The 23342-nt window shown below is 69.9% G+C and carries 24 protein-coding genes; 12 read left to right on the top strand and 12 right to left on the bottom strand.

Annotated elements, in window-relative coordinates; all coding sequences use genetic code 11:
- Positions 1-52 precede the first annotated feature (52 nt).
- The 3 genes from leuE to OG936_RS21830 all read right to left on the bottom strand — a co-directional run bounded on the left by leuE (position 53) and on the right by OG936_RS21830 (position 2641).
- Entirely contained in the window at positions 53-718 is a 666-nt protein-coding gene (gene leuE / locus OG936_RS21840; protein WP_406496802.1) for a leucine efflux protein LeuE, read from the bottom strand.
- Positions 719-819: 101 nt separating this feature from the next.
- Positions 820-984: a hypothetical protein gene (locus tag OG936_RS21835; protein ID WP_406496801.1), complete on the bottom strand. Its 165-nt coding sequence runs from the start codon at positions 982-984 to the stop codon at positions 820-822.
- A gap of 76 nt (positions 985-1060) precedes the next feature.
- Positions 1061-2641: a methylmalonyl-CoA mutase gene (locus OG936_RS21830; protein WP_406496799.1), complete on the bottom strand. Its 1581-nt coding sequence runs from the start codon at positions 2639-2641 to the stop codon at positions 1061-1063.
- Between the two features lie 241 nt (positions 2642-2882).
- On the opposite strand from OG936_RS21830, the gene OG936_RS21825 reads away from it, so the two are divergent.
- Positions 2883-3845: a L,D-transpeptidase family protein gene (locus OG936_RS21825; protein ID WP_406496797.1), complete on the top strand. Its 963-nt coding sequence runs from the start codon at positions 2883-2885 to the stop codon at positions 3843-3845.
- Positions 3846-4077: 232 nt separating this feature from the next.
- Here OG936_RS21825 and OG936_RS21820 read toward each other — a convergent pair whose 3' ends face one another.
- The 5 genes from OG936_RS21820 to OG936_RS21800 form a co-directional block, all read right to left on the bottom strand.
- Entirely contained in the window at positions 4078-5346 is a 1269-nt protein-coding gene (locus OG936_RS21820) for a hypothetical protein (RefSeq protein ID WP_406496796.1), read from the bottom strand.
- Positions 5346-6182, bottom strand: a complete 837-nt coding sequence (locus OG936_RS21815; protein WP_406500550.1) for an RNA polymerase sigma factor — start codon at positions 6180-6182, stop codon at positions 5346-5348. The genes OG936_RS21820 and OG936_RS21815 overlap by 1 nt, the downstream gene beginning before the upstream one ends.
- Before the next feature lie 455 nt (positions 6183-6637).
- Positions 6638-7015 (bottom strand): HGxxPAAW family protein, encoded by a 378-nt coding sequence (locus tag OG936_RS21810; protein WP_406496795.1) that lies wholly within the window; start codon positions 7013-7015, stop codon positions 6638-6640.
- A 20-nt stretch (positions 7016-7035) separates the two neighbouring features.
- Positions 7036-7743 carry a DUF4328 domain-containing protein gene (locus tag OG936_RS21805; protein ID WP_406496794.1) on the bottom strand — a complete coding sequence of 236 codons (708 nt, stop codon included), beginning with the start codon at positions 7741-7743 and terminating at the stop codon, positions 7036-7038.
- A gap of 221 nt (positions 7744-7964) precedes the next feature.
- Complete coding sequence (locus tag OG936_RS21800; RefSeq protein ID WP_406496792.1) at positions 7965-9569, bottom strand: beta-N-acetylhexosaminidase; 1605 nt, start codon at positions 9567-9569, stop codon at positions 7965-7967.
- 390 nt (positions 9570-9959) lie between these two features.
- On the opposite strand from OG936_RS21800, the gene OG936_RS21795 reads away from it, so the two are divergent.
- From OG936_RS21795 to OG936_RS21750, 10 genes are all read left to right on the top strand, one after another.
- Complete coding sequence (locus OG936_RS21795) at positions 9960-10490, top strand: 2-oxo-4-hydroxy-4-carboxy-5-ureidoimidazoline decarboxylase (RefSeq protein WP_406500548.1); 531 nt, start codon at positions 9960-9962, stop codon at positions 10488-10490.
- A gap of 207 nt (positions 10491-10697) precedes the next feature.
- Complete coding sequence (gene sdhC / locus OG936_RS21790) at positions 10698-11078, top strand: succinate dehydrogenase, cytochrome b556 subunit (RefSeq protein WP_266748085.1); 381 nt, start codon at positions 10698-10700, stop codon at positions 11076-11078.
- A gap of 5 nt (positions 11079-11083) precedes the next feature.
- Positions 11084-11560 carry a succinate dehydrogenase hydrophobic membrane anchor subunit gene (locus tag OG936_RS21785; protein ID WP_383753018.1) on the top strand — a complete coding sequence of 159 codons (477 nt, stop codon included), beginning with the start codon at positions 11084-11086 and terminating at the stop codon, positions 11558-11560.
- A 29-nt stretch (positions 11561-11589) separates the two neighbouring features.
- Positions 11590-13344, top strand: coding sequence for a succinate dehydrogenase flavoprotein subunit (gene sdhA, locus OG936_RS21780; RefSeq protein ID WP_383753021.1), 1755 nt, complete (start codon positions 11590-11592; stop codon positions 13342-13344).
- Positions 13344-14111 (top strand): succinate dehydrogenase iron-sulfur subunit, encoded by a 768-nt coding sequence (locus OG936_RS21775; protein WP_406496790.1) that lies wholly within the window; start codon positions 13344-13346, stop codon positions 14109-14111. The genes sdhA and OG936_RS21775 overlap by 1 nt, the downstream gene beginning before the upstream one ends.
- 181 nt (positions 14112-14292) lie before the next feature.
- On the top strand, positions 14293-14895 hold the full coding sequence (locus tag OG936_RS21770; RefSeq protein ID WP_406496788.1) for a hypothetical protein: 603 nt from the start codon (positions 14293-14295) through the stop codon (positions 14893-14895).
- A 409-nt stretch (positions 14896-15304) separates the two neighbouring features.
- The gene (locus OG936_RS21765) at positions 15305-15712 is read left to right on the top strand and encodes a hypothetical protein (protein ID WP_406496786.1); all 408 of its coding nucleotides are present in this window, start codon (positions 15305-15307) and stop codon (positions 15710-15712) included.
- Positions 15713-16027: 315 nt separating this feature from the next.
- On the top strand, positions 16028-16459 hold the full coding sequence (locus OG936_RS21760) for a hypothetical protein (RefSeq protein ID WP_406496784.1): 432 nt from the start codon (positions 16028-16030) through the stop codon (positions 16457-16459).
- Positions 16460-16466: 7 nt separating this feature from the next.
- Positions 16467-16901, top strand: coding sequence for a thiol-disulfide oxidoreductase DCC family protein (locus OG936_RS21755; RefSeq protein ID WP_406496783.1), 435 nt, complete (start codon positions 16467-16469; stop codon positions 16899-16901).
- A gap of 23 nt (positions 16902-16924) precedes the next feature.
- Positions 16925-17677, top strand: a complete 753-nt coding sequence (locus tag OG936_RS21750; RefSeq protein WP_406496782.1) for a TetR family transcriptional regulator — start codon at positions 16925-16927, stop codon at positions 17675-17677.
- A gap of 35 nt (positions 17678-17712) precedes the next feature.
- Here the strand turns inward: OG936_RS21750 and OG936_RS21745 are convergent, their stop codons facing one another.
- The 3 genes from OG936_RS21745 to OG936_RS21735 all read right to left on the bottom strand — a co-directional run bounded on the left by OG936_RS21745 (position 17713) and on the right by OG936_RS21735 (position 21062).
- Positions 17713-19269, bottom strand: coding sequence for an ABC transporter substrate-binding protein (locus OG936_RS21745; RefSeq protein ID WP_406500546.1), 1557 nt, complete (start codon positions 19267-19269; stop codon positions 17713-17715).
- Positions 19270-19457: 188 nt separating this feature from the next.
- Positions 19458-20786 carry a metallophosphoesterase gene (locus OG936_RS21740; protein ID WP_406496780.1) on the bottom strand — a complete coding sequence of 443 codons (1329 nt, stop codon included), beginning with the start codon at positions 20784-20786 and terminating at the stop codon, positions 19458-19460.
- A 30-nt stretch (positions 20787-20816) separates the two neighbouring features.
- Positions 20817-21062 (bottom strand): SCO4848 family membrane protein, encoded by a 246-nt coding sequence (locus tag OG936_RS21735; RefSeq protein ID WP_406496779.1) that lies wholly within the window; start codon positions 21060-21062, stop codon positions 20817-20819.
- Between the two features lie 121 nt (positions 21063-21183).
- Here OG936_RS21735 and OG936_RS21730 point away from each other — a divergent pair, with 121 nt between their 5' ends.
- Entirely contained in the window at positions 21184-22446 is a 1263-nt protein-coding gene (locus OG936_RS21730) for a D-alanyl-D-alanine carboxypeptidase family protein (protein ID WP_406496777.1), read from the top strand.
- Here OG936_RS21730 and OG936_RS21725 read toward each other — a convergent pair.
- Positions 22394-23323 (bottom strand): YihY/virulence factor BrkB family protein, encoded by a 930-nt coding sequence (locus OG936_RS21725; protein WP_406496775.1) that lies wholly within the window; start codon positions 23321-23323, stop codon positions 22394-22396. The two genes, OG936_RS21730 and OG936_RS21725, sit on opposite strands and share 53 nt — an antisense overlap.
- Between the last annotated feature and the right edge of the window lie 19 nt (positions 23324-23342).

Here is a 23342-nt window from a genome sequence, read left to right as displayed (position 1 = left end):
CCCTACCGTGCCTCGCAGTGCCCTGCCTCCGGCCCCGGTGGGCGCACCGCGCTCACACGCTGCTGAACGAGAGCTTCGCCGCGAATCCCAGGAACAGCAGACCGGCCGCCGAGGTGGCCCCCGCCGACAGCCGCCTGCGGCGGCGGAACGCCGCGGACAGCCGGGTGCCGCCGAATATCAGCATCGAAAGATAGAGGAAGCTGGCGATCTGCAGCAGGGTGCCCAGCACCAGGAACGAGAGCGCCGGGTAGGCGTAGCCGGGGTCGACGAACTGCACGAAGAACGAGATCAGGAACAGGATCGCCTTCGGGTTGAAGAGGCTGACCACCAGCGCCCGCCGGTACGGCCGCTCCATCGCGGCGGCGGCCTCGGGCCCGGCGCTCTCCTCGGTCAGCTCGGCCACCCGCCGGTGCCGATCACGCCACATGGCCACCGCGGACCGCAGCATGCCGATCGCCAGCCACGTCAGATAGCCCGCACCCGCGAACTTGACGACGGCGAAGAGCACCGGAGTCGTCCGCAGCAGGGACGAGGCCCCCAGCGCGGACAACGTCATCAGCACGGTGTCCCCGGTCCACACCCCGGCCGCGGCCACATAGCCGGTCCGCACGCCGCGCCGGGCGGCGACGGACAGCACGTACAGCGAATTCGGCCCCGGCAGCAGAACGATCAGCACCAGGCCGGCGAGATAGGTCGGAAGGTCGGTGACACCCAGCATGAAACGGAGTGTCGCACGTGGGTACGACACTCCGTTCGGGGGGTTCGGTGAGAACCGAGGTCAGTCCTCGTCGCCGCCGAGGAGACGGTCCACGGAGAGCTTCATCTCGGCGATACGTCCGCCGGTGGTGTCGCAGTGAGCCTCCCCTGGAGAATCTCCACGCGATGCCCAGGCAGCGAGCGTGCAAGCTGGTCGGCTGCCTCGCCGAGCGTCAGCTCCGGCTGTTCCTGCACGTGCACCTGCTCCTCGTGCTGTATTCCGGCCACGGCATCCTCCTTTCGGGGACCACTGTTCATGAGCTTGACCGTGGCCGTGGAGATTCAGCGGCGGGTGGACACCCCCTCAGAACGCGTCCGACGGCTCATACGTCCCCCACACCCTGCGCAGCGCGTTGCACACCTCGCCCACCGTCGCCCGCGCCCTGAGCGCTTCCTTCATCGGGTACAGGACGTTGTCCGTGCCCTCGGCGGCCTTCCGCAGCTGTGCCAGCGCCGTGTCCACCGCGCCCTGGTCGCGTTCGGCGCGGAGCTTCGCCAGGCGGGCCGCCTGCTGGGCCTCGATCGCGGGGTCGACGCGCAAGGGCTCGTACGGCTCCTCCTCGTCGAGCTGGAAGCGGTTGACGCCGACCACCACACGCTCCGCGCTGTCGGTCTCCAGGGCGATGCGGTAGGCGCTGCGCTCGATCTCGTTCTTCTGGAAGCCGCGCTCGATCGCGTCGACCGCGCCACCCATGTCCTCGACCTTGAGCATCAGCTCCAGAGCGGCGGCCTCGACCTCGTCGGTCATCTTCTCGACGACGTACGAACCCGCGAACGGGTCGACCGTCGCGGTGACGTCCGTCTCGTACGCCAGGACCTGCTGGGTACGGAGCGCGAGGCGGGCGGACTTGTCGGTCGGGAGGGCGATCGCCTCGTCGAAGGAGTTGGTGTGCAGCGACTGCGTACCGCCGAGGACCGCGGCCAGGCCCTGGACGGCGACGCGCACCAGGTTCACCTCGGGCTGCTGGGCGGTGAGCTGGACGCCCGCGGTCTGGGTGTGGAAGCGCAGCATCATCGACTTGGGGTTCTTCGCGCCGAACTCCTCCTTCATCACCCGCGCCCAGATCCGGCGCGCGGCACGGAACTTGGCGACCTCTTCGAGGATCGTCGTGCGGGAGACGAAGAAGAAGGAGAGACGGGGGGCGAAGTCGTCGACGTCCATGCCCGCGGCGACGGCGGTACGGACGTACTCGATGCCGTCGGCGAGGGTGAACGCGATCTCCTGCGCGGGCGAGGCACCGGCCTCCGCCATGTGGTACCCGGAGATCGAGATGGTGTTCCACTTCGGGATCTCGGCCCGGCAGTACTTGAAGATGTCGGCGATCAGCCGGAGCGAGGGCTTGGGCGGAAAGATGTACGTGCCGCGCGCGATGTACTCCTTGAGCACATCGTTCTGGATGGTGCCGGTGAGCTTCTGGGCCGGGACGCCCTGCTCCTCGCCGACCAGCTGGTAGAGGAGGAGGAGAAGGGCGGCGGGCGCGTTGATCGTCATGGACGTGGAGACCTTGTCCAGCGGAATCCCGTCGAACAGGACCCGCATGTCGTCGATCGAGTCGATCGCGACCCCGACCTTGCCGACCTCGCCGGACGCGATCGCCGCGTCGGAGTCGTGGCCCATCTGGGTGGGGAGGTCGAAGGCGACGGAGAGGCCCATGGTGCCGTTGGCGATGAGCTGCTTGTAGCGGGCGTTCGATTCCGTGGCCGTACCGAACCCCGCGTACTGGCGCATCGTCCACGGCCGGCCCGTGTACATCGTCGGGTAGACGCCGCGCGTGAAGGGGTAGGCACCCGGCTCTCCCAGCTTGTCGTCGGGATGCCACCCGTCGAGTACGTCCGGCCCGTACACCGGCTCGATGGGCAGTCCCGACTCCGACTCGCGCGTCATCTGCTGTGCCTCCCGCTGAAGCTGCTCGTAAGGCTACTTACTGGTAACCGAGGATTCTCGTGACGGACTGTAGCGGCGGTCACGAGACCGGTGGAGAGTCACCGGCTGGGACCTTGCTCACAGCCCTTCCCGGCGGCCCGCGCCGCCGCTCTCCATCATCATGCGCGGGCTTCGGCAACCGGGCAGAGCGGGAATCCGTCCAATGGGACACCGGAGAAACCCGGAGAAGCAGGGGGCCGAGATGGTACGCAGCATCAGCGGAAGCGCGTCACGGGGCAGGGCGCCGGGCAAGACACCGGGCAGGAAGCCTGGCGGGGCGGCGGGCAAGGTGCGGGGCCGGGCGCGGGGCGGGGCGCGGCACGTGGCCACGGCGGCGCTCACCGTGCTCGCCATGGCCGCCGCGACCGCCGGCTGCAAGGCGCAGCCCGTCGACGGCGAGCCGTCGGCACCGCCCCGGACCACGGCGGCCGACGACGCCAAGCCCGCCGGCCGGTCGCCCTCGCCGGACGCGTCGTCACCGTCGCCGTCCTCGAAGCCCCCCGCCACGCCCGCACCGAAGCCGGACCCGCAGGGCACGACGCTGATGACGAGCGGCGCCCAGGGCAAGCAGGTTCGGGAACTGCAGGCCCGGCTGCGGCAGATCGGCCACTTCGACCGCTCCCCCACCGGCTACTACGGCACCCTCACGGCCGCCGCGGTCCGGTCCTTCCAGGGCAAGCGCGGCCTCTCCACCACGGGCAGGACGGACACCCTCACCTGGCAGAAGCTGCTCGGCATGACGCACGAGCCGACGGCCGCCGAGCTGAACCCGCCGACCACCGTGCCCGTCGCCAAGCCGGACAAGCGCTGTATGACGGGCCGGGTGCTCTGCATCAGCAAGAACAGCCGCACGCTGTCATGGATGATCGACGGCCGCGTCGTCTCGTCGATGGACGTCCGCTTCGGCTCGCAGTACACGCCGACCCGCGAGGGCACCTTCTCCGTCTACTGGAAGTCACGGCACCACGTGTCGACGATCTATCACACGGCCATGCCGTACGCGATGTTCTTCAGCGGCGGCCAGGCGGTGCACTACTCGGCGGACTTCGCGGCCCGCGGCTACAGCGGCGCCTCGCACGGCTGCGTCAACGTCCGGGACGAGGGAAAGATCGCCGCGCTCTTCGCCCAGGTGAGGACGGGCGACAAGGTCGTCGTCCACAGGTAGGGCGGGGGCCCGGCCGGAGGAAAAAGGGGCGCGGACGGGACCGGGGGAACGTGCCCCGCCCGCGCCATTGCGCTGAGCCGCAGGTACGGGGGGAACCCCGGCTCTGAGCGCTGCCGATGACCAGTCGGCTCATTCCGTACTGCGTCACGGCCTCGAAAAATGTCACACCCGGATGTCGCACCCGCACGTCGCACCCGATGGGCGGCGTGCAAGGGACTGGCGCGTCCGGCTCTCAGCGGAGTTGGCGCGTGGCCGCGCCGACCGCCCGGGCCACCGCCGACGGGACGGCCGAGGCCGAGTTCGAGACCGGATCAGAGACGGGATTCGAGACCTGATTCGAGGCCGACGGAGAAGGTGACGGCGACGGGGTGGAGGTGAACCAGATCTGCGGGAGCGCGCGGGACCTCTCGGCCCCGACCCCGTCCCCGTTCGAATCACCGTCCTCGCCCGGGTCGTCATCGCTGCTGTTGTCGCCGCCCTGACTGCCCTGACTGCCCTGGCTGTTCTGGCCGTTCTGGCCGTTCTGGCCGTTCTGGCCGTTCTGGCCCTTCGCGGCTCTGGCGGCCACCCGGTCGCAGAACCGGTCCAGATTGCGGGCGCCCTGCGCCAGCGCTTCGAGCTTCCGCCGGCTGTCGTCGTCCAGCTTGCCGTTGCGGTAGTCGCGGCAGGCCTTGAGCGTCTTGGCGTACCACTCGCCGGAGGCGTCGGCTCCGGAGCCCTTGGGTGTCTGGCCGCTCTCGGTGCCGGTCGAGGACCCGCTTCCGGCGCCGTCGGGCTTCCGGCGGCCCTCGCCGCTCCCGCCCTTGTCGCCCTTGCCCGCCGCTCCGCTGTCACGGCCGTCCGTGGGGGCGGAGGAGCTCGGCGGGGGCACAGAGGGTTCCGTCTCCGGGGAGACGGGCGGCGACGGACTCGCGTCGGTGCCCGCCCCCGAGCCGAGCTCCTCGGGCGTCGCCGCGACCGAGACGGACGTGGCCGGTACGGGGGCGTGCCCGCCGAACGGTCCGGGGAGCATCCCGGTGCCCGCGGCCACGGCCACTCCGCCGATCGCGCAGCCCGCGAAGGAGGCGGCCAGCCCGAAGCGGATGGGCCGGCTCCAGCGCAGCGGGCGGGTACGACGAGGGTCCGCAGCCGAGGTGTTCGGCGCGGTGCCGCCGGAGGCGGGCCGGATGTGCACCGGGCCGAGTACGCCGGTCCGCGGCGGCTCGACGGGCTGCTCGACCGGTTGCTGGACCGGCTGTTCGGCGTACTCCTTGGCCTGCGGGTTCGCGGCCTGTGTCCTCGCGCGCGCGGAGTGCGTGGCAGTGCGGAAGGCGGCCAGCGCGGCGGCCTCGCCCGGCAGTTCGCCGGTGGCCGGGCGGGCGGCCCGTGCCGCGGCGTCCAGCGCTGCCGCGAGCATCTCCGCTTCCGTACACGAGTGGCCGCCAACGGGGTCGACCGGTTCACCGCGGAGCAATTTCTCCGCCGCGTCCTTGTCAAGCCATTCGCAGTACTCGTCGGCCATCACATGTCCTTCTGCGTCGACAGACGCGAATGCGTCACACCGGCCGGCGCCACCGGACCCTTGCGGGAAAGGCGCTGAGCGGGTACGGCGCCGAGATCCGCCGTCCGACCTGCCGCGCTCCCGCGAGGGGCGGCCGGACCCGCCGGATCGCCCGCGGGAGCCCGGTCCACGGCGACGCCCGCGCCGCCGTCGGGGACCGCGCCGTCCGCACCGCCCCTGTCGCCGGGAGCACCACCAGCGTCGCCCGAACCGCCTGAGTTGCTTGCGCTGTCCGCGCTGCCCGCGCTTTCGGTGCGCAGCAGCTCCGCCAGCCGCTTCAGTCCCCGGTGCGCCGCGGTGCGTACCGCTCCCGGCCGTTTACCCAGCGTCTGTGCCGCGCTCTTCGCGTCCAGGCCGACGACCACCCGCAGCACCACGGCCTCGGCCTGGTCCTGAGGCAGTTGGGCGATGAGCGACATCGTGCGGCCGGTGGCCAGGGCCTCCATCGCCTCGTCGGCGGTGTCGGATTCGGCGGACCTGTCCGACAGCTCCGACTCGTCGCCGCCGATCGCGGGGCGCCTGCCGCGCATGCGCAGATGGTCCAGGGCGCGGTTACGGGCTATCCGCGCCGCCCAGCCACGGAAGCGGTCGGCGTCGCCGCTGAACCGGCCGAGGTCTCGCGCTATCTGCAGCCACGACTCGGACGCCACGTCCTCGGCATCCGGCTCCCCCACCAGCGTCCGTATATAGCCCAGCAGCCGCGGCTGCACCGCGCGGTACACAGTACGGAAGGCGTCTTCGTCCCCGTCCTGCGCCGCGAGCACCGCGGCAGTGAGCTCCGCGTCGTCCCCCAGCACTCCCTCAACCCGCCCTGCTGTCCTGAATCGCAGCTGGTCATCACTGCCGCGCCACCCTGCGCGATTCAGCACGCTACGTCCTTCGCGGGGTTCGCGTCCATGGCTTGTACAAGCTGCAACATTCTCCCGGCACGGTGCGGTGTGACAGAAAACGCAGCGACGGCGCTGAGAGAAGTACGGGGTCGTCCTACGGCCCCGCGGAAGACGACCGGGGCCTCTCCTGTGGGGGGTGGCGGCCCCGGTCGTCCTCGTTCTTCCTCAGCTTTTATTCACCCTCGGGACTTCCCTGTTCGGTACGGCCCGAGGGTCCCGCCGTTGATGAAGTCCCGTCCGGCGCCACGGTGATTCAGCCGTCGGCGGTCCTGCCCTTGTCCGTACGGGCAGCTTCTTCCCCGGCCCGCTGGAGCGCCGGCGCCGTATCGACCAGGCCCGCCCGGTGCTCGACGCGGCATCCGTCAGGGTGACAGGTCAGCCGAAGTACCTGTACGGGAAGCGGTGATGGCGGGCTCGGGCGCTGCGCCCGCGCGTACCGGAACGCCGCGCCGTCCGGCCAGCCGGCACCCGAGGCAGCCCGCGTACCCCTCACGTGCAGCGCGGTCCCGGGCCATGAGGCCCCACTGGCCGGCAGGCCGCGGGCCGGGTGGTTTGCCCCAGCCCGCGAGGTGCAGGCCCCACGTGACCAGCACCGCCGACGCCATGACGCCGAGCCCCGACCAGATCCCCGGGTGCCAGCCGCAGATGCCCACGCCTACGACCGCGACCCCGGCTGTCGCGACGGCGGCACCGGCCCATCCAGCGATGGTTTGGCCCTCGTCGTGCTGATGTCCGCTCACGTGCCCGCCTCCTCGTGCCGCTACCCCCGGGCGCCCAGCGGATACACGCCGAGGGCCGCCCGCTCCCCCTGCATCCGGGTCAGCTTGCGTACGAAAAGGATCGCGAAAACCGCGGCCACGATGTCGAGGGCGTCGGACGCCATCACCAGCCCCGCCGCGTCGATGATCTCCTGCGTCTTCTCGGCCCTCATGTACTGCCGGGACGTGACCCAGGAGAAGGCCAGCGAGCAGACCCACGCCCCCCACCACTGATTCATCGCGGTGGCCGGGACCGTGCGCCAGCTGCCGTCGGGGTTGGTCTGGGCGCTCGCGGTCCAGATGCCGCCCGCGATCCGGCGCGGCAGGACGAGGTTGGCGAACGGGATGAACCAGGCGCCGATCGACCAGCCGGGCGACATCGGCTGCACGCTCGGGTCGAACACCTCGGCGTTCATCCGCAGGCGCCGGAACCAGAGGATGAAGACGATGCCGGTGGCCAGGGTCATGACACCCTGCAGCGCACCGGCGGACCCGTACAGATTGTCCGCGAGGGTCGCCTCCGCGTCGTCGTACGTGGCGAAGTCGTTCTCCGGTCCGTTCCCGAGCACGCGGCGGATGTTCAGCCCCGCGGCCACGGCGAGCAGATCCGCCACGGCGACCGCCATCAGCAGGACGACGACCGCCTTCGCGAGCCCGGCCGGCGAGCGCAGGTACTGCTGCGGAGCGACGAAGACCGGGGTCGGCGGCATCGGGGCCGCCGGCCCGGCCGGTCCGGCGCACAGAAGACAGTGTCCGTCCGCGGTGACCGGCGGTCTGAGACGACAGGTGGAACACAGCATGGTGTGGAACCCCCCAAGGAATCTGAGCTCGAAACGCAAAGACCGCGCGCCCCTCCCCGGTGCGCGCGGCATGCGACCGTAACCCCTGCCCACCCCCCTGTCCACGGGGAATGCGGTCCGGTCCGGACCGGTCAGCCCGCCCCGTCGATCCGCGCGGCCAGCGCCCGGAACTGATCCCAGCTCAGCTCCGGCTTCCGCGGGTCCCACAGCTTCTGGCTGGTCGCCCGCAGCGGCATCCGGATGCCCTGCGCCACCTGCGCCGGGGTCTGCGCGTTCGGGAGGTCCCCCCAGACCGCGAACCGGCCGCCGAGGATCTGGCCGGAGTAGCCCGCCGGGACGGGCTGGGTGCCGCGCAGGACGAGCGGGGTCCACTGTTCGTAGATCCGCTTGCCCGTGGGGTAGACGAAGTTGTTGGGCTGGCCCAGTACGTAGTAGAGGAACTCGTCGTTGAGGTTCACCACGCGCCGCCCCTCGCGCAGATACTCCTCCGGCGGCCGGGCACCGTACTCCCTGCCCGTCCAGTACTCGACCTCGATGTCCTTGTCGGCGTGGACGACTCCGTCGCGGAAGAAGCCGTCGTTCCACGCCTTGGGCTGCTTGCCGTGCGGACGCACCACCGCCGCACGGTCGTTGAGCCAGCCGGTGGCGAGGTCCTTGATGCCGGCCCGCGCTCCGTACTTCTGCTGGGCGGCGCGTTGCAGCTGCGGGTACGAGGCGGCCGGGTCCCGGGCCATCAGCGCGCGGTATTCGTCGGCGCCGAGATGCCAGTAGCGGCCGCCGAACAGCTCGGTGAACTCGCCGAGGAGTTCGTCGATGAGCTTCGCCGCCCCCGGGTTGGAGATGTCGAGCGATCCGGGCGAGCGCACACCCGACACATTGCGCAGCTGGAGGTCGGGATGGGCCCGCAGGACCGCGCCCAGATGGCCGGGGGAGTCGAGTTCGGGGACGACCTCGATGTGCAGCCGGCCCGCGAGGCCGAGGATCTGCCGCACCTGCGCCTTCGTGAGGTGCTGCGGCGACACCACCTCGGGGTGGGTGTCGGACTGGATCCGGAACGCCTGGTCGTCGGAGAAGTGCAGGCCGAGCTGGTTGAGCTTGAGGTCGGCCATCTCGCGCAGCCGGTCCTCGATCCAGGCGACGCTGTAGTACTTGCGCGCGATGTCGAGGTTGAGGCCGCGCTGCGGCCGGTCGGGGCGGTCGCGCACCTCGCCCTCGGGCATGGCGCCGTCGGCGCGCACGGACTGTTTCAGGGTGCGGGTCCCGTAGAAGACGCCGGCCTGATCGGGTCCGCTGATCGTGACCCGTCCGTCGTGGGTGCTGAGGGTGTACGACTCGGGGGTGCCCTTGCCCGGGGTGAGGGCCAGCTCCACGTCGCCCGGGCGGGCGGCGACGTCACCCCGGTAGTGGATCTTCAGCTCCTGGGCGAGCAGCTGCCCCTCGTCCGCGAGCGTCCCGCTGCCGGGCGCGATGACGACCCCGGCGGCCGGGCCGGGCCGCCAGCCGGGGCCGCGGGCGGCGATGTGTTCGCGTACGGCGGGAATGGTGCGGGGCGGGGTGGAGAGCGGGTAACTCCGGGTCGGCGAGGGGGCGGCCGAGGAGCCCGAGGGGGTGCGGGACCCCGACTCCCCCGCGGGTCCGTTTCCGGAACCTTCCGGCCAGACGACGACGGCGATCGTCGTGGCGGCCGCCACGGTGAGGACCGCACCGGCCACGAGAGTGCCGCGTGAGGGCGACATCGGTCAGAAACCTCCGATATGGGGGGAAGTCGGGTAGAGGCGCGCGGAGCAGAAATAGCCAGAAACAGGGAGCCGGCCGGGCTGCATTTTCCTTGGCTCACGGCCCCTCGGACGTTCCGAAACTCTCCCGTCCGGGTGAAGTTCGCGTGTCCGACGGACGGCCGTTGCCCGGCCTCGCTAGCTTTGAGGCACATTCGTCTCTCCCTTCACCCTGCAACACTTCTCTCACTCCGCAACTCTCCCTTCCTTCCGCAACTCTCCCTTCACCCTGCATCCGCCTGGACTCACCCGCCCCGTTCCACTCCTGACTCCAGGTTCACCGATGCCGCTGATTCGAGGAGCCCCACGCTGTCCAGGTCCAGCGAGTCCCACGCCGGCCTCCCGAAGCGACTGAGGCAACCGGCCACCCGGACGGCCGTACCCGTCCAGACTTCCGGACCTGCGCAGAGCCCGGTCGCCCACCCGGGCCTCGACCGCTTCAACACCGCACCGGCCGCCGAAGCCGAGGCCGCCCTGCTGGAGTGCTCCGGCAGCCCCCGCTGGGCCGCGCGGCTGGCCGCCCACCGCCCCTACCCGGACCTCGACGCGCTGCTGGCCGCCGCCGACGAGGCGGGCTACGACCTGCCCCCGGCGGATCTCGCCGAGGCGCTCGCCGCCGAGGTCTCCCCCGGACTGCATCACGCCGCACCGCACTCCGCCCATCTCGCGCTGCGGGCCGCGCACGCCGCGTACGAGTGCCGCTTCGGCCATGTCTTCGTGATCTGCCTGGACGGCTTCGAGCCCGCCGAACAGCCGGACCAGGTGCTCGCCGGAATCCGGGCCAGGCTGGGCCACGACCCCGACCATGAGCGGGTGGTCACCGCGGAGGAAATGCGGCGACTCGCCCGGGGCCGCATTATCGAGCTGATATCGGGTTCATAACGGAACGGGGCCGGTCAACGGTGTTCACCGGTCTGCTGTAGCCCGTCCGTGGCAGTTTGATTGCCACTTTGATCACACCAGAGACCCCGGGGCGAGCGAACCGACAAAGCGTCGCTACGATGGCCGGGGCCGGTGGACCGTACCCGGCCGGGTCAGACCGACAGTCAAGCCGGCCGACCCCAATCCCCGCTCCCGGAGGGTTCTTCCGTGCCGGCTGGAACGCTGTACCGCGGCCGGGAAGGCATGTGGTCCTGGGTGGCTCATCGAGTCACCGGTGTCCTCATTTTCTTCTTCCTGTTCGTACACGTCCTGGACACCGCTCTCGTCCGCGTTTCCCCCGAGGCATACGACAATGTCGTGGCCACGTACAAGACGCCGATCGTCGCGCTCCTCGAATACGGCCTCGTGGCCGCCATTCTCTTCCACGCGCTGAACGGTCTTCGCATCGTCGCCGTGGACTTCTGGGCCAAGGGCCCGCGCTACCAGAAGCAGATGCTCTGGTCCGTCGTGGGCATCTGGATCGTGCTGATGGTCGGGGCCCTGTACCCCGTCCTCGGCCACGCCGTACGCGCAGTCTTCGGGAGCTGAGGCCAATGTCCACCGAGTCCTCCGCCGCGATCGGCTCCGTCGAGGGCGTCTCCCTCTTCGACGTCGAGAACCCGGCCCCGGTCATCGAGCCGCCGCGCACGCGGACCGGCAAGACCCCCAAGGGTTCGCGCACCAATTTCGAGATGTACGCCTGGCTCTTCATGCGCCTGTCGGGCATCGTCCTGGTCGTCCTGGTCCTGGGCCACCTGCTGATCCAGCTCGTGCTGGACGGCGGCGTCTCCAAGATCGGCTTCGCCTTCGTGGCGGGCCGCTGGGCCTCGCCGTTCTGGCAGCTCTGGGACCTGGCGATGCTGTGGCTGGCCATGCTGCACGGCGCCAACGGCCTCCGTACGGTCATCAACGACTACGCCGAACGGGACAACACCCGCTTCTGGCTGAAGATGCTGCTGTACACCGCCACGGTGTTCACCGTCCTGCTGGGCACGCTGGTGATCTTCACCTTCGACCCGAACATCCGCTAGGCGCCGGGCCAGAGGGACCAGAGGAAATCATGCAGATCCACAAGTACGACACCGTCATCGTCGGCGCCGGCGGCGCCGGTATGCGCGCGGCCATCGAGTCCACGAAGCGCAGCCGTACCGCCGTGCTCACCAAGCTCTACCCCACCCGCTCCCACACGGGCGCCGCGCAGGGCGGCATGGCCGCCGCGCTCGCCAACGTGGAGGAGGACAACTGGGAGTGGCACACCTTCGACACGATCAAGGGCGGCGACTACCTGGTCGACCAGGACGCCGCCGAGATTCTGGCGAAGGAGGCCATCGACGCCGTCCTCGACCTGGAGAAGATGGGCCTGCCGTTCAACCGCACGCCCGAGGGCCGTATCGACCAGCGCCGCTTCGGTGGTCACACCCGTAGCCACGGCGAGGCCCCGGTCCGCCGGTCCTGCTACGCCTCGGACCGCACCGGCCACATGATCCTCCAGACGCTGTACCAGAACTGCGTCAAGGAGGGTGTGGAGTTCTTCAACGAGTTCTACGTCCTGGACCTCCTGCTCCAGGACGTCGACGGCGTCAAGAAGTCCGCCGGCGTCGTCGCGTACGAGCTGGCGACCGGCGAGATCCACGTCTTCCAGGCGAAGGCGATCATCTTCGCCTCCGGCGGCACCGGCAAGTTCTTCAAGGTGACGTCCAACGCGCACACCCTGACCGGCGACGGCCAGGCCGCCGCCTGGCGCCGCGGCCTGCCGCTGGAGGACATGGAGTTCTTCCAGTTCCACCCGACGGGCATCTGGCGCATGGGCATCCTGCTGACGGAGGGCGCCCGCGGTGAGGGCGGCATCCTCCGCAACAAGGACGGCGAGCGCTTCATGGAGAAGTACGCGCCCGTCATGAAGGACCTCGCGTCCCGTGACGTCGTGTCCCGCTCCATCTACACGGAGATCCGTGAGGGCCGCGGCTGCGGTCCCGAGGGCGACCACGTCTACCTCGACCTCACGCACCTGCCGCCGGAGCAGCTCGACGCCAAGCTCCCGGACATCACCGAGTTCGCGCGTACGTACCTCGGCATCGAGCCCTACACGGACCCGATCCCGATCCAGCCGACCGCGCACTACGCCATGGGCGGCATCCCGACCAACGTCGAGGGCGAGGTGCTGGCCGACAACACCACCGTCGTCCCGGGCCTGTACGCCGCCGGTGAGGTCGCGTGCGTCTCCGTGCACGGCGCCAACCGGCTGGGCACGAACTCGCTGCTCGACATCAACGTCTTCGGACGCCGCTCGGGCATCGGTGCCGCCGAGTACTCCGCGAAGAACGACTTCGTCGAGCTTCCCGAGAACCCGGCGCAGATGGTCGAGGAGCAGGTCGAGCGGCTGCGCAACTCGACGGGCACCGAGCGGGTCGCCACGATCCGTCTGGAGCTGCAGGAGTGCATGGACGCCAATGTGATGGTGTTCCGTACCGAGCAGACCATCAAGACGGCCGTCGACAAGATCGCCGAGCTGCGCAAGCGCTACCTCGACGTGTCCATCCAGGACAAGGGCAAGCGGTTCAACACGGACCTCCTGGAGGCCATCGAGCTGGGCAACCTGCTCGACCTGGCCGAGGTCATGGCGACCTCCGCACTGGCCCGCAAGGAGTCCCGCGGCGGTCACTACCGCGAGGACTACCCGAACCGCGACGACGTCAACTTCATGCGCCACACCATGGCGTACCGCGAGGTCGCGGCCGACGGCACCGAGTCGATCCGGCTCGACTACAAGCCGGTCGTCCAGACCCGCTACCAGCCGATGGAGCGTAAGTACTGATGGCTACCCCGACGATGGAAAAGGCCGGCCAGGCCGAGGCGGGCTTCGCCGACTCCCCGTACATCACGGCCACCTTCCGGATCCGCCGCTTCAACCCCGAGGTCTCCGACGAGGCCCAGTGGCAGGACTTCCAGATCGAGATCGACCCGAAGGAGCGTGTTCTCGACGCCCTTCACAAGATCAAGTGGGACATCGACGGCACGCTGACGTTCCGTCGCTCCTGCGCGCACGGCATCTGCGGCTCCGACGCGATGCGGATCAACGGCAAGAACAGGCTCGCCTGCAAGACGCTGATCAAGGACATCAACCCGGAGAAGCCGATCACGGTCGAGGCCATCAAGGGCCTCACGGTCCTCAAGGACCTCGTGGTCGACATGGACCCGTTCTTCCAGGCCTACCGCGATGTCATGCCCTTCCTCATCACCAAGGGGAACGAGCCGACCCGCGAGCGTCTGCAGTCCGCCGAGGACCGCGAGCGGTTCGACGACACCACCAAGTGCATCCTGTGCGCCGCGTGCACGTCCTCGTGCCCCGTGTTCTGGAACGACGGCCAGTACTTCGGCCCGGCGGCGATCGTCAACGCGCACCGCTTCATCTTCGACTCGCGCGACGAGGGCGGCGAGCAGCGTCTGGAGATCCTCAACGACCGTGACGGCGTGTGGCGTTGCCGCACCACCTTCAACTGCACGGACGCCTGCCCGCGTGGCATCGAGGTCACCAAGGCGATCCAGGAGGTCAAGCGGGCGCTGATCACGCGCCGCTTCTGACCGCCACCGGCGCACCTGTCGCATCCGAGGCCCCGCTTTCCGCACGAACCGTGAGGGAAGCGGGGCCTCTTGCTGCACCGTCCGGGTCTTGGCGGTACGGTCGTGCGGAACCGGACGCCGGTTCGCCGCCTCCGGCGCAGCAAGGCGCGGGGCGCACAGGCTTGATCGAAAGCGGGGAACGTTGAGCGATCCGAATCCGTACGCGGACGACTCATACAAGTGGGGGCCTCCCCAGCAGCCGGGCAATCCGCCCACCGTCGCGGACGGCCAGGGGCATGGCCTGCCCGGCTCGGGCACTGCGGCCTACGGCTACCCGCAGCAGCTGCCCGAGTCCGCGACCCAGCCCGGCCCCGGCTCCGGCTACCCGCCGGGCCAGGCGGCCCAGCCGACCATGCCCGGTTACGGCTATCCGCAGCAGCCGGGCACACCGCCCGGCGGTGGTGTGCCGATGCTGACGTTCGGCGACATCACCGTCATGAACGACCGGATCGTGACGCCGGCCGGCACGATGCCCCTCAAGGGCGCGGTGTGGACGGCCACGGACCTGTCGCGCACCGAGGAGAAGATCCCGACGGTCGCGATCGTGCTCGCGATCGTCTTCGCACTGCTCTGCCTGGTCGGTCTGCTCTTCCTCCTGATGAAGGAGAAGCAGACGACCGGCTTCATCCAGGTCTCGGTGACCAGCGGTGGCAGGCACCACTCGACGATGATCCCGGCGATGGGCCCGGATGCCTTCCAGATGGTGATGGCCCAGCTCAACGCCGCCCGCTCGATGAGCATCTGACGGGCCGCAGAATGAGCCGCCTCCAGCACACCGTCACCGTCGTCGCACTGGATCGCGACCGGCTCCACGCGTACGCCGGGCTGGTCTGCGATCTCATCGAGTCCACCCGGGCCCGGGGCCGGGACATCGTGCTGCCTGACGGGCGGCCCGTGGACGGCCTCAGCCTGGCCAAGGGCCACCATCTGCAGCCGGGTGCCCGGTACGAGCCCCTCGACGCCGACGCCGAGGGGATGGAGGCGATGGTGATACGGGAGTGGCGGCGCACCGGTGTGCTCGCCGTGGAGCAGCTGATGCGGTCACCGGAGCTGAGCGGGCGGATGGCGCTGCGGCTGCGCAGCCCCGAACGGCCCGTGTCACTGGACATGAGGGACAGGCGTGGGGTCCAGAGGGGTCGGGGTCGCTGCGCCGCGTGTCGGGGGAGGCGTCGCTCGATCTGGCCGCCTGGTGGGCGGCGGCCGCCGTCGCGCCGGTCACCCCCGCTCCCGCGCACGCCCCGGCGACGGCACGGCTGGAGCACCGGCTGGGAATCGCGCGGCTGCATCTCGCGCCACGTCCGGCGGGGCCCGGCCGGTGGCACGTCGATGTCACTCTGACCGTGCACGGCCGGTGGCTGCTGAGGCCGGTCGCCGCGTTGGCCCTGCTGCTCGCGGGCGCGCGGATGCGGCGCGGTTTCCTGTCGTCGGTGGAGCAGGCGGCCGAGCAGTGGAACGAGGCGCTCGGCCGCGTACGGGCGATGGAACGGGACGAACTCCGCGCGAAGCTGGCCGATTACGTGGTCAGGAACCCGGAGACCGATGAAGGGCGCGAATCGGGCTGAGCGCCCGGCGCCTCGGTTCCACCCGGCGCCGCCCCGGTCCTCGGCGGCCACCATGACGCGGCGCGGCATGTCGTTGAACAGCCCGCATACGTGCGCGCGCCCCCGCACGACCGACTGCCCTCCCCCGGCACGATGCCGCTCGGCTACGCCCTGACGCGGCCTGCCCGGCGACGGCGACGGTGCCCGGCGTACGGCGCTTCGACGCACCCGGCAAGCAGACCTGACGGACCACCCAGACACTGACTTGAACATGTTCAAAGACGGGTCTACAGTCCATGACAACAGCTTTTGAACGCGTTCAAGGGAGGGTGGGGCATGGACCTCACTGTTGTCGCGTACGTCATCTACCTACTCATCAGCGTGGCGCTCACCGTCTGGGTCGCTCGCACGCTCAGCCGCAACGGCAGGGTGTTCCTCGCCGATGTGCTGCAAGGGAACGAAAAGCTCGCCGATGCCGTCAACCACCTGCTGGTGGTCGGCTTCTACCTGGTCAACCTGGGCTTCGTCACCCTCTATCTGAGGAACGACGACGGCGTCGCGGACGCCCGCGGGCTCTTCGAGGCGCTCTCGGTGAAGCTCGGCGTGGTCCTGCTCGTCCTCGGTGTGCTGCACCTCGGCAACGTCTACGTGCTCAACAAGATCCGCCGCCGCGGTCTGATGGAGCGTGAGCAGACCCCGCCGGTGCCGCCGCAGGGCTGGACGGGGCCGGGCAATGGTCCGTGGGCCGCACCCGCCGCCAAGGCCTGAGCCCGCCATGACGACCGGAACCGGCGGCCGGCGGCTGTCCGTCGAACGGCTCACGGTGCTGTACGACGCGCAGTGCTCGCTCTGCGGCCACCTGCGCCAGTGGCTGCTGAAGCAGCGTCAGCTCGTCCCGCTCGACCTCGTCCCAGCCGCCTCCGAGGAGGCGCGCCGCCGCTTCCCCGGGCTCGACCACGCCGGGACGCTGGAGGAGATCACGCTGATCGGCGACGGGGGGCAGATCTACCGCGGGACCGACGCGTGGATCGTCTGCCTCTGGGCACTGGCCGAACACCGGCCCAGGGCCCACTGGCTGACCACCCCGGCGGGTCGCCCGTTCGCCCGGGCGACCGTGCTCGCCGCCGCGAAGTACCGCTCGCTGACCGCGGCGCCGTGCGGTGACGGCTCCGGGGACGGCGCCTGCGCAGTCCCGGGATCCGGCGACTGACCGGGGCGGATACCCTCGGGACTGTGGTGAAGGAAGCGAAGGACGTGAAGGAAGTCAAGGCTCCCAAGAGCGAGCAGACCCGCACACTCATCCTCGAAACCGCGCTCCGGCTCTTCCAGGAACGCGGCTACGACAAGACGACGATGCGGGCGATCGCCCAGGAGGCCGGTGTCTCTGTCGGGAACGCCTACTACTACTTCACGAACAAGGAACACCTCGTCCAGGGCTTCTACGACCGGCTCGCCGCCGAACACGAAGCGGCGGTGCAGCCGGTCCTGGACGGCGACAAGGACCTCGCGGTGCGGATGCGCGGGGTCCTGCTCACGTGGCTGGACGTGGCGGAGCCGTACCACCGCTTCGCCGCCCAGTTCTTCAAGAACGCCGCCGACCCGGAGAGCCCGCTCAGCCCGTTCTCGGCGGAATCGGTCGCGGCCCGCGAGGCGGCGATCTCCATCCACCGGCGGTGCCTGGCCGACTCCGACACCAGGACAGATCCCGAACTGGCCGAGCTGCTGCCGCAGTTGATGTGGCTGATACAGATGGGCCTGGTGCTGTTCTGGGTGTACGACCGGACCGAGCACACCGAACGCAGCCGACGCCTGGTCGAGCGCGCCGCCCCGATCGGTGCCCGCGCCATCGCGCTCTCCCGGTTCCGGGTGCTGCGGCCGCTGGTGCGGCAGATTCACGAGGTGCTGGAGGAGTTCCTGCCCGGCGTCGCGAAGCGTCCGGCCCGAGAGGCGCCGGACCCGACGGGCCCTGACCCGACGGGCGCCTGACCCGACGGCCTCTCCGGGCCCGGCGGGCCGGGCCGTCAGAGCCGCCTCAGCTCCCACAGCCGCCAGATGCCGGTGCCGTCCGAGAGGTACTGCGAACCGGAGACGTCGATCGTGCTGACGACGTAGTCCTTCTTCTGCCACAGCGGCACCAGCGGCACGTCCTCGCCGACGATCGCCTGGAGCTCCTTGTAGTCCGCCGAGGTACGGCTGCGGTCGCTGTACTCCAGCGTGGCGCCGATCAGGTCGTCGACCTTCTTGCTGGAGTAGCCGTTGTGGAGGCTGCCGTCGCGGCCGACCAGCGGCTGGCTGAAGGTGTCGGGGTCCGGGTAGTCGGGGAGCCAGCCGACGGTGTACGCGTCGAACTTGCCGGCCGCGTACTCCTTCTGGAACTTCGTCCACTCGACGGACTTGACCGAGACCTTGAACAGTCCGGTCGCCTCCAGCTGGCGGCGCAGCTCCGCGGTCTCCTTCGTGTACGCCTCGTCGCCGCCGCGGTAGCCGAAGGTGAAGTGCAGCGGCGTCTGGACACCGGCCTCCTGCATCAGCTTCTTGGCGCGCGCGAGATCGGGCGCGGGGTAGGCGTCGAAGAACGGTGTGCTGTGCCCGATGTAGCCCTGCGGGATCAGCGAGTAGAGCGGTTCGACCGTGCCCTTGTAGACGTCGGTCACCAGCGGTCCGCGGTCGATGATCGACGCGATGGCCTGCCGGACCTTCTTGTCGGCGAACGGGGTGCCTTCGCGGACGTTGAAGACGAGGTTGCGGATCTCGGCACTGTCCGCCTCGGTGACGTGCAGGTCGGGATCGCCCGGGTTCAGCGCGATGATTGCGGCCGGCGGAAGCTGACGGTGCGTCACATCGATCTGCTTGGACTTCCAGGCCGCCTGGAGCGCGTCGGACTCCTTGTAGTAGCGCACGGTGACCGGAACTCCGGTCTTCGTCAGCGCACCCTTGTACAGGGGGTTGGGGACGAACTCGGCGAGGTCGCCGGGCCGGTACGACTTCAGGATGTACGGCCCCGAGCCGTCGACGCTGTTCCCGGACCGGAGCTTGTCCGCCGGGTACGACTCACGGTCGACGATCGACCCGGCTCCCGTGGCGAGCTTCTGCGGGAAGGTCGCGTCACGCTTGGACAGGTTGAAGGTGATGGTCCGGCCGTCGGCCACCACGTTCTTGAGGCTCGGGAACAGCACCCACGGACCGACATCCGTCTTGATCCTGACCATGCGCTCGATGGAGTACTTGACATCGGCGGCGGTGATCTTCCGGCCGTTGGAGAAGGACAGGTCGTCACGCAGCTTGCACTGGTACGTCTGGAGCTTCAGTCCGATGAACCCGCAGCTCTCGGCGGCGTCGAGTTCGGGGACGGTCGCCCCGGACTTGAACGTCAGGAGGGACTGGTACACATTGCCGTACATCGCCCAGGAACCGGCGTCGTACGCACCCGCCGGGTCCAGCGAGGTGACTTCGTCCGTCGTGCCGACGGCGATCGGGTTCTTGTTCACCTCGCCCGAGGGGAGCAGCTGCCAGGCGCCGACGCCTGCGATGACCAAAACCGCGAGAATCGCGAGAATCCGTATTCGGATCGACCGCATTGCCGTGCTCTCCCTTACCAGCCCCACCTCGGCGTCGCGCTCAGATACGCACATCACCGCATGCTCGCGATCAGCCAATCACACGATTTTCACATCTGGAAGAGCAAATCAGGTACTCATAGCCTTTTGTTGGGCACTTGAAACCTGGAGTCCATCCGCAGGGTCCGTAACCGGCCATCGACGGAGCGTCAGGCCTGCCGGGAGGCGAGTTCCACGACGGTGATGTCGGAGGGTGCGCCGACCCGTACCGGCGGGCCCCAGGCACCCGCGCCGCGCGAGACGTAGAGCTGGGTGTCGCCGTAGCGGTCGAGGCCGGCGACCGTGGGATTGGCCAACGCGGCCACCAGGTTGCCCGGCCAGAGCTGGCCTCCGTGGGTATGGCCGGAGAGCTGGAGGTCGACGCCGTGGGCGACGGCGTCGTCGATGACAACGGGCTGGTGGGCGAGGAGGACGGCGGCGCGGGAACGGTCCCGGTCGCCGAGCGCGCGGTGGAAGTCGGGCCCCTGCCCCTCGCTCTCCCCGGCGACGTCATTGACGCCCGCGAGATCGAATCCGGCGATCTCGACCCGGGCATTCTCCAAGGGATGGAGACCCAATTCCCTTACGTGATCAACCCATTGGGCAGCACCGGAGTAATACTCGTGATTACCGGTGACGAAGAAGCTGCCGTGGGGGGCGCTCAACCGCGAGAGCGGCTCCGCGGCCGGGCCGAGGTCGGCGACGGTTCCGTCGACGAGATCTCCCACGACGGCGACCAGGTCCGGCTGGGTCCGGTTGATCGTGTCGACGATCCGCCGGGTGTGGGCGCTGCCGAGGATCGGGCCGAGATGGATGTCGCTGACGAGGGCGATCCGGAAGCCGTGCGCGGAGCGGGGCAGCTTGGCGAGCGGCACGGTGATCCGCTTGATCCGCGGCCCGCGCAGTACGCCGTACGTGCCGTAGCCGACCGTGCCGAGTCCGGCGACGGCGGCGGCGCCCCCGACGGCCCGCGCGACGAACAGCCGACGCGTGGGTGCGGCGGGGCGGTGGTCCGGGGCGGCGACGGCGACGAGGGTGTCGGCGGCGGGAACGGCGGAGGACTCACTGCCGGCGGCGGGAACGGCGGAGGGCTCGCTGCCGGCGGCCGTGGACACGGCCGCCGACTCGGGCACTTCCGCCGCGGAAGGTCGATACGTCCCGTCCGACCCAGGTGCGCGCCTCGCGAGAACCCGGCGCAGAATCGGCCGTACCAGCTCACCCACCAGCAGAGCCAGTGTCAGGTACAGCAGCGCGGCCAGCCACAGATAGCCCGGCCAGGCCAGCACCCGCTGGAGCCAGAAGGGCGCGCCCGTACGGCCGGAGACCAGGGCGCCGACGCTCAGCAGCGGCAGGAGGTACGCGGCCACCGTGCCGACTCGGCGCAGGGCACTGCCCTCGGCGGTCGTGTCGCCGACGAAGCGGCGCCACAGATAGCGGTGCACGGCGACGAACAGCGCGAGGACCACGACCGCCGTCAGCGCGAGACCGGCCACTGCCATGTGCGACTCCTCCGCCTGTCGTGCGGTCTGTCAGGCACGTTCTCGGCGCAGTGCCCTGACGCCACGGAACCCGATCACACCGATGACCGTCCCCAGGAGAAAGGAAGTGATGGCGAGCAGCAGATGCACCCAGAAGTACGCAGTCGGGTCACCCGCGTCGTCGAAGGCGAGTCCGCTGCCGTCCTTCCAGAGGTTCTTGACGAAGGTGACCCAGATGAACCAGCTCCACACCCCGAACACGAGCAGGAACCAGGAGACCGGGCGGCTGAGCTTCATCGTTCCAGTATCCCGTCCGCGCTCCGGCGGCTTCGCCCGGGGTGGGCTGTCCCGGCGGCTCGCACGGCGGGTCAAGGCGTCCGTATCCCCATCCACACCTTCGCCCTGTACGTTTCCGACCGTGCCCGCTCTGAAAAAGATCTCTTTGACGATCACCTCTGCCGCCTTGTTGTCCACTTTTGTCGTCAGCCCGGCGTCGGCGGTCGACAAGGACACCTCCGACAACCAGCCGAAACCGCCCGCCGTCATGTCCCGGGTCGGTGGCGAACTACTGGGCCGGACCGGCACGCAGGTAGAGCTCGGCCCCGGCGCCCCGGTACTGCCCGAGAAGCTCACGGGCAGGTCCTGGATCGTCGCGGACGCGGAGAACGGCCAGGTGCTCGCCTCGCACAACGCGCACTGGCGGTTGCCTCCCGCCTCCACCCTGAAGATGCTCTTCGCGGACACCGTGATGCCCGCTCTGCAGCCGAAGACCCGGACGTACACGGTGCAGGCCGAGGACCTCGCGGATCTCGGCGAGGGCAGCAGCCTGGTCGGCGTCAAGGAGCACCTCAGCTACACGGTCCACGACCTGTGGCTCGGGGTGTTCCTGCGTTCGGGCAATGACGCGGTGCACGTGCTGTCCGCGATGTACGGCGGCGTCCCGAAGACCGTCGCCGACATGCAGGCGCACGCGGAGGAGTTGCAGGCGCTCGACACGACGGTGGTGTCGCCCGACGGGTACGACGCGCCCGACCAGGTCTCCAGCGCGTACGACCTGACGCTGTTCGCCCGCAGCGGTCTGCAGAAGGCGGACTTCCGGGAGTACTGCGCGACGGCCGAGGCGCAGTTCCCCGGCGCGGAGAAGAAGAACGGGAAGCGCCAGAGCTTCGGGATCCAGAACACCAACCGGCTGCTCACCGGTGCGGACGGCGTCGACGCGTACAAGGGCATCGCGGGCGTCAAGAACGGCTACACCACCCACGCGGGCAACACCTTCACGGGCGTCGCCGAACGCGACGGCAAGGTGCTGCTCGTCACCGTCATGAACCCCTCTTCCAAAGAACCGCACGCCGTCTACAAGGAGGCTGCCGGCCTCCTCGACTGGGGCTTCGACGCGAGCGGCAAGGTGACCCCGGTGGGCGAGCTGGTGCCGCCGAGGTCCGCCAGTACCGGGACGGACACCGGGACGGGGAAGGGCCCGGCGGCGAGCGGGAAGAGCGGTGGCGGCAACGGCTCCTCGCCGGCCGCCAAGGCCGCCGCCGCCACCGGCGGGGGCGGCGGGGGCATCGGGATCGCGCTCGGGATCGCCGGAGGCGCCCTGGTGCTGCTGGCCGGCGCGGTGTTCCTGGTCAACCGGCGCTGGCCGCTGCCGGACCTGGTGCGTCGCCTCCCTCGTCGCTGACGGCCGCCACGCCCTTCCCGCTTTCCTCGCTGCTCCGCGTCGCCGTCCAGGCGGCGCAGAACAGCAGCAGCTTCGAGGTGAGGTTGATCCACAGCAGCAGCGCGACCGGCACGCCGAAGGCGCCGTACATGCTCTTCGTCGCGACGCTCTTCATGTAGTTGCCGAGCAGCAGCTTGAGCAGTTCGAAGCCGATCGCGCCGATCACCCCGGCGACCAGCAGCCTGCGCCGCGGGGGCTCGACGCCGGGCAGTAGCGTCAGCAGGTAGAGCAGCAGCAGGAAGTCGGCGATGGCCGCCACGACCAGGGTGGCCACCTGCAGCATCACACCGCCCGCGCCGTGGTCCGAGATGCCCAGCAGACCGGCGGTCCGGCCGACGGCGACGGAGCCAGCCGAGGAGACGGCGAGCGTCGCGAGCGCCGCCCCGCCGAGACCGAGCAGCAGCCCGACGTCCTTGAGCTTACGGATGACGGGGTTGCCCTGGTCCACGTCGTCCATGCCCCACACGGCGCGCAGACAGCCCCGCAGCGCGCCGATCCAGCCGACACCGGTGAGGAGCAGCAGCGCACCGGCGACCACCCCGACCGTCCCCGCGTGGGCCACCAGATCGCCGATGCCGAGCTGGTCGGAGATGCCCGGCACCTGCTCGGTGAGCTCGTTCTCGATGGTGTGGAGCTGCTCGGTGGAGAGCAGCGCGGCACCGATCGCCGCGCCGACCGCGATCAGCGGGAAGAGCGCCAGGAAGCTGATGAAGGTGATCGCGGCGGCGAGTCTGGCCCAGTGGACCCGTTCGAGGGTCTCGTACGAGCGCCAGGCGTGCGTCGCCATCAGCCGGGAGACGATCGGCCCGATGACAGGGAGGTTTTTCAGCCAGTCCATGTCGTACGACTACCCTCCC

It is taken from the genome of Streptomyces sp. NBC_00846 (assembly GCF_045207325.1).
Lineage (GTDB): Bacteria > Actinomycetota > Actinomycetes > Streptomycetales > Streptomycetaceae > Streptomyces.
Note: the sequence above shows the minus strand (reverse complement) of the source record. Positions and strands in the feature narration are given on the sequence as shown.

What these genes read in the sequence shown, in the direction of transcription:
- leuE (WP_406496802.1), bottom strand. Translation starts at nt 718, where the DNA reads ATGCTGGGTGTCACCGACCTTCCGACCTATCTCGCCGGCCTGGTGCTG.
- OG936_RS21830 (WP_406496799.1), bottom strand. Translation starts at nt 2,641, where the DNA reads ATGACGCGCGAGTCGGAGTCGGGACTGCCCATCGAGCCGGTGTACGGG.
- OG936_RS21825 (WP_406496797.1), top strand. Translation starts at nt 2,883, where the DNA reads ATGGTACGCAGCATCAGCGGAAGCGCGTCACGGGGCAGGGCGCCGGGC.
- OG936_RS21820 (WP_406496796.1), bottom strand. Translation starts at nt 5,346, where the DNA reads ATGGCCGACGAGTACTGCGAATGGCTTGACAAGGACGCGGCGGAGAAA.
- OG936_RS21805 (WP_406496794.1), bottom strand. Translation starts at nt 7,743, where the DNA reads ATGCCGCCGACCCCGGTCTTCGTCGCTCCGCAGCAGTACCTGCGCTCG.
- OG936_RS21800 (WP_406496792.1), bottom strand. Translation starts at nt 9,569, where the DNA reads ATGTCGCCCTCACGCGGCACTCTCGTGGCCGGTGCGGTCCTCACCGTG.
- OG936_RS21785 (WP_383753018.1), top strand. Translation starts at nt 11,084, where the DNA reads ATGTCCACCGAGTCCTCCGCCGCGATCGGCTCCGTCGAGGGCGTCTCC.
- sdhA (WP_383753021.1), top strand. Translation starts at nt 11,590, where the DNA reads ATGCAGATCCACAAGTACGACACCGTCATCGTCGGCGCCGGCGGCGCC.
- OG936_RS21775 (WP_406496790.1), top strand. Translation starts at nt 13,344, where the DNA reads ATGGCTACCCCGACGATGGAAAAGGCCGGCCAGGCCGAGGCGGGCTTC.
- OG936_RS21760 (WP_406496784.1), top strand. Translation starts at nt 16,028, where the DNA reads ATGGACCTCACTGTTGTCGCGTACGTCATCTACCTACTCATCAGCGTG.
- OG936_RS21755 (WP_406496783.1), top strand. Translation starts at nt 16,467, where the DNA reads ATGACGACCGGAACCGGCGGCCGGCGGCTGTCCGTCGAACGGCTCACG.
- OG936_RS21745 (WP_406500546.1), bottom strand. Translation starts at nt 19,269, where the DNA reads ATGCGGTCGATCCGAATACGGATTCTCGCGATTCTCGCGGTTTTGGTC.
- OG936_RS21740 (WP_406496780.1), bottom strand. Translation starts at nt 20,786, where the DNA reads ATGGCAGTGGCCGGTCTCGCGCTGACGGCGGTCGTGGTCCTCGCGCTG.
- OG936_RS21735 (WP_406496779.1), bottom strand. Translation starts at nt 21,062, where the DNA reads ATGAAGCTCAGCCGCCCGGTCTCCTGGTTCCTGCTCGTGTTCGGGGTG.
- OG936_RS21725 (WP_406496775.1), bottom strand. Translation starts at nt 23,323, where the DNA reads ATGGACTGGCTGAAAAACCTCCCTGTCATCGGGCCGATCGTCTCCCGG.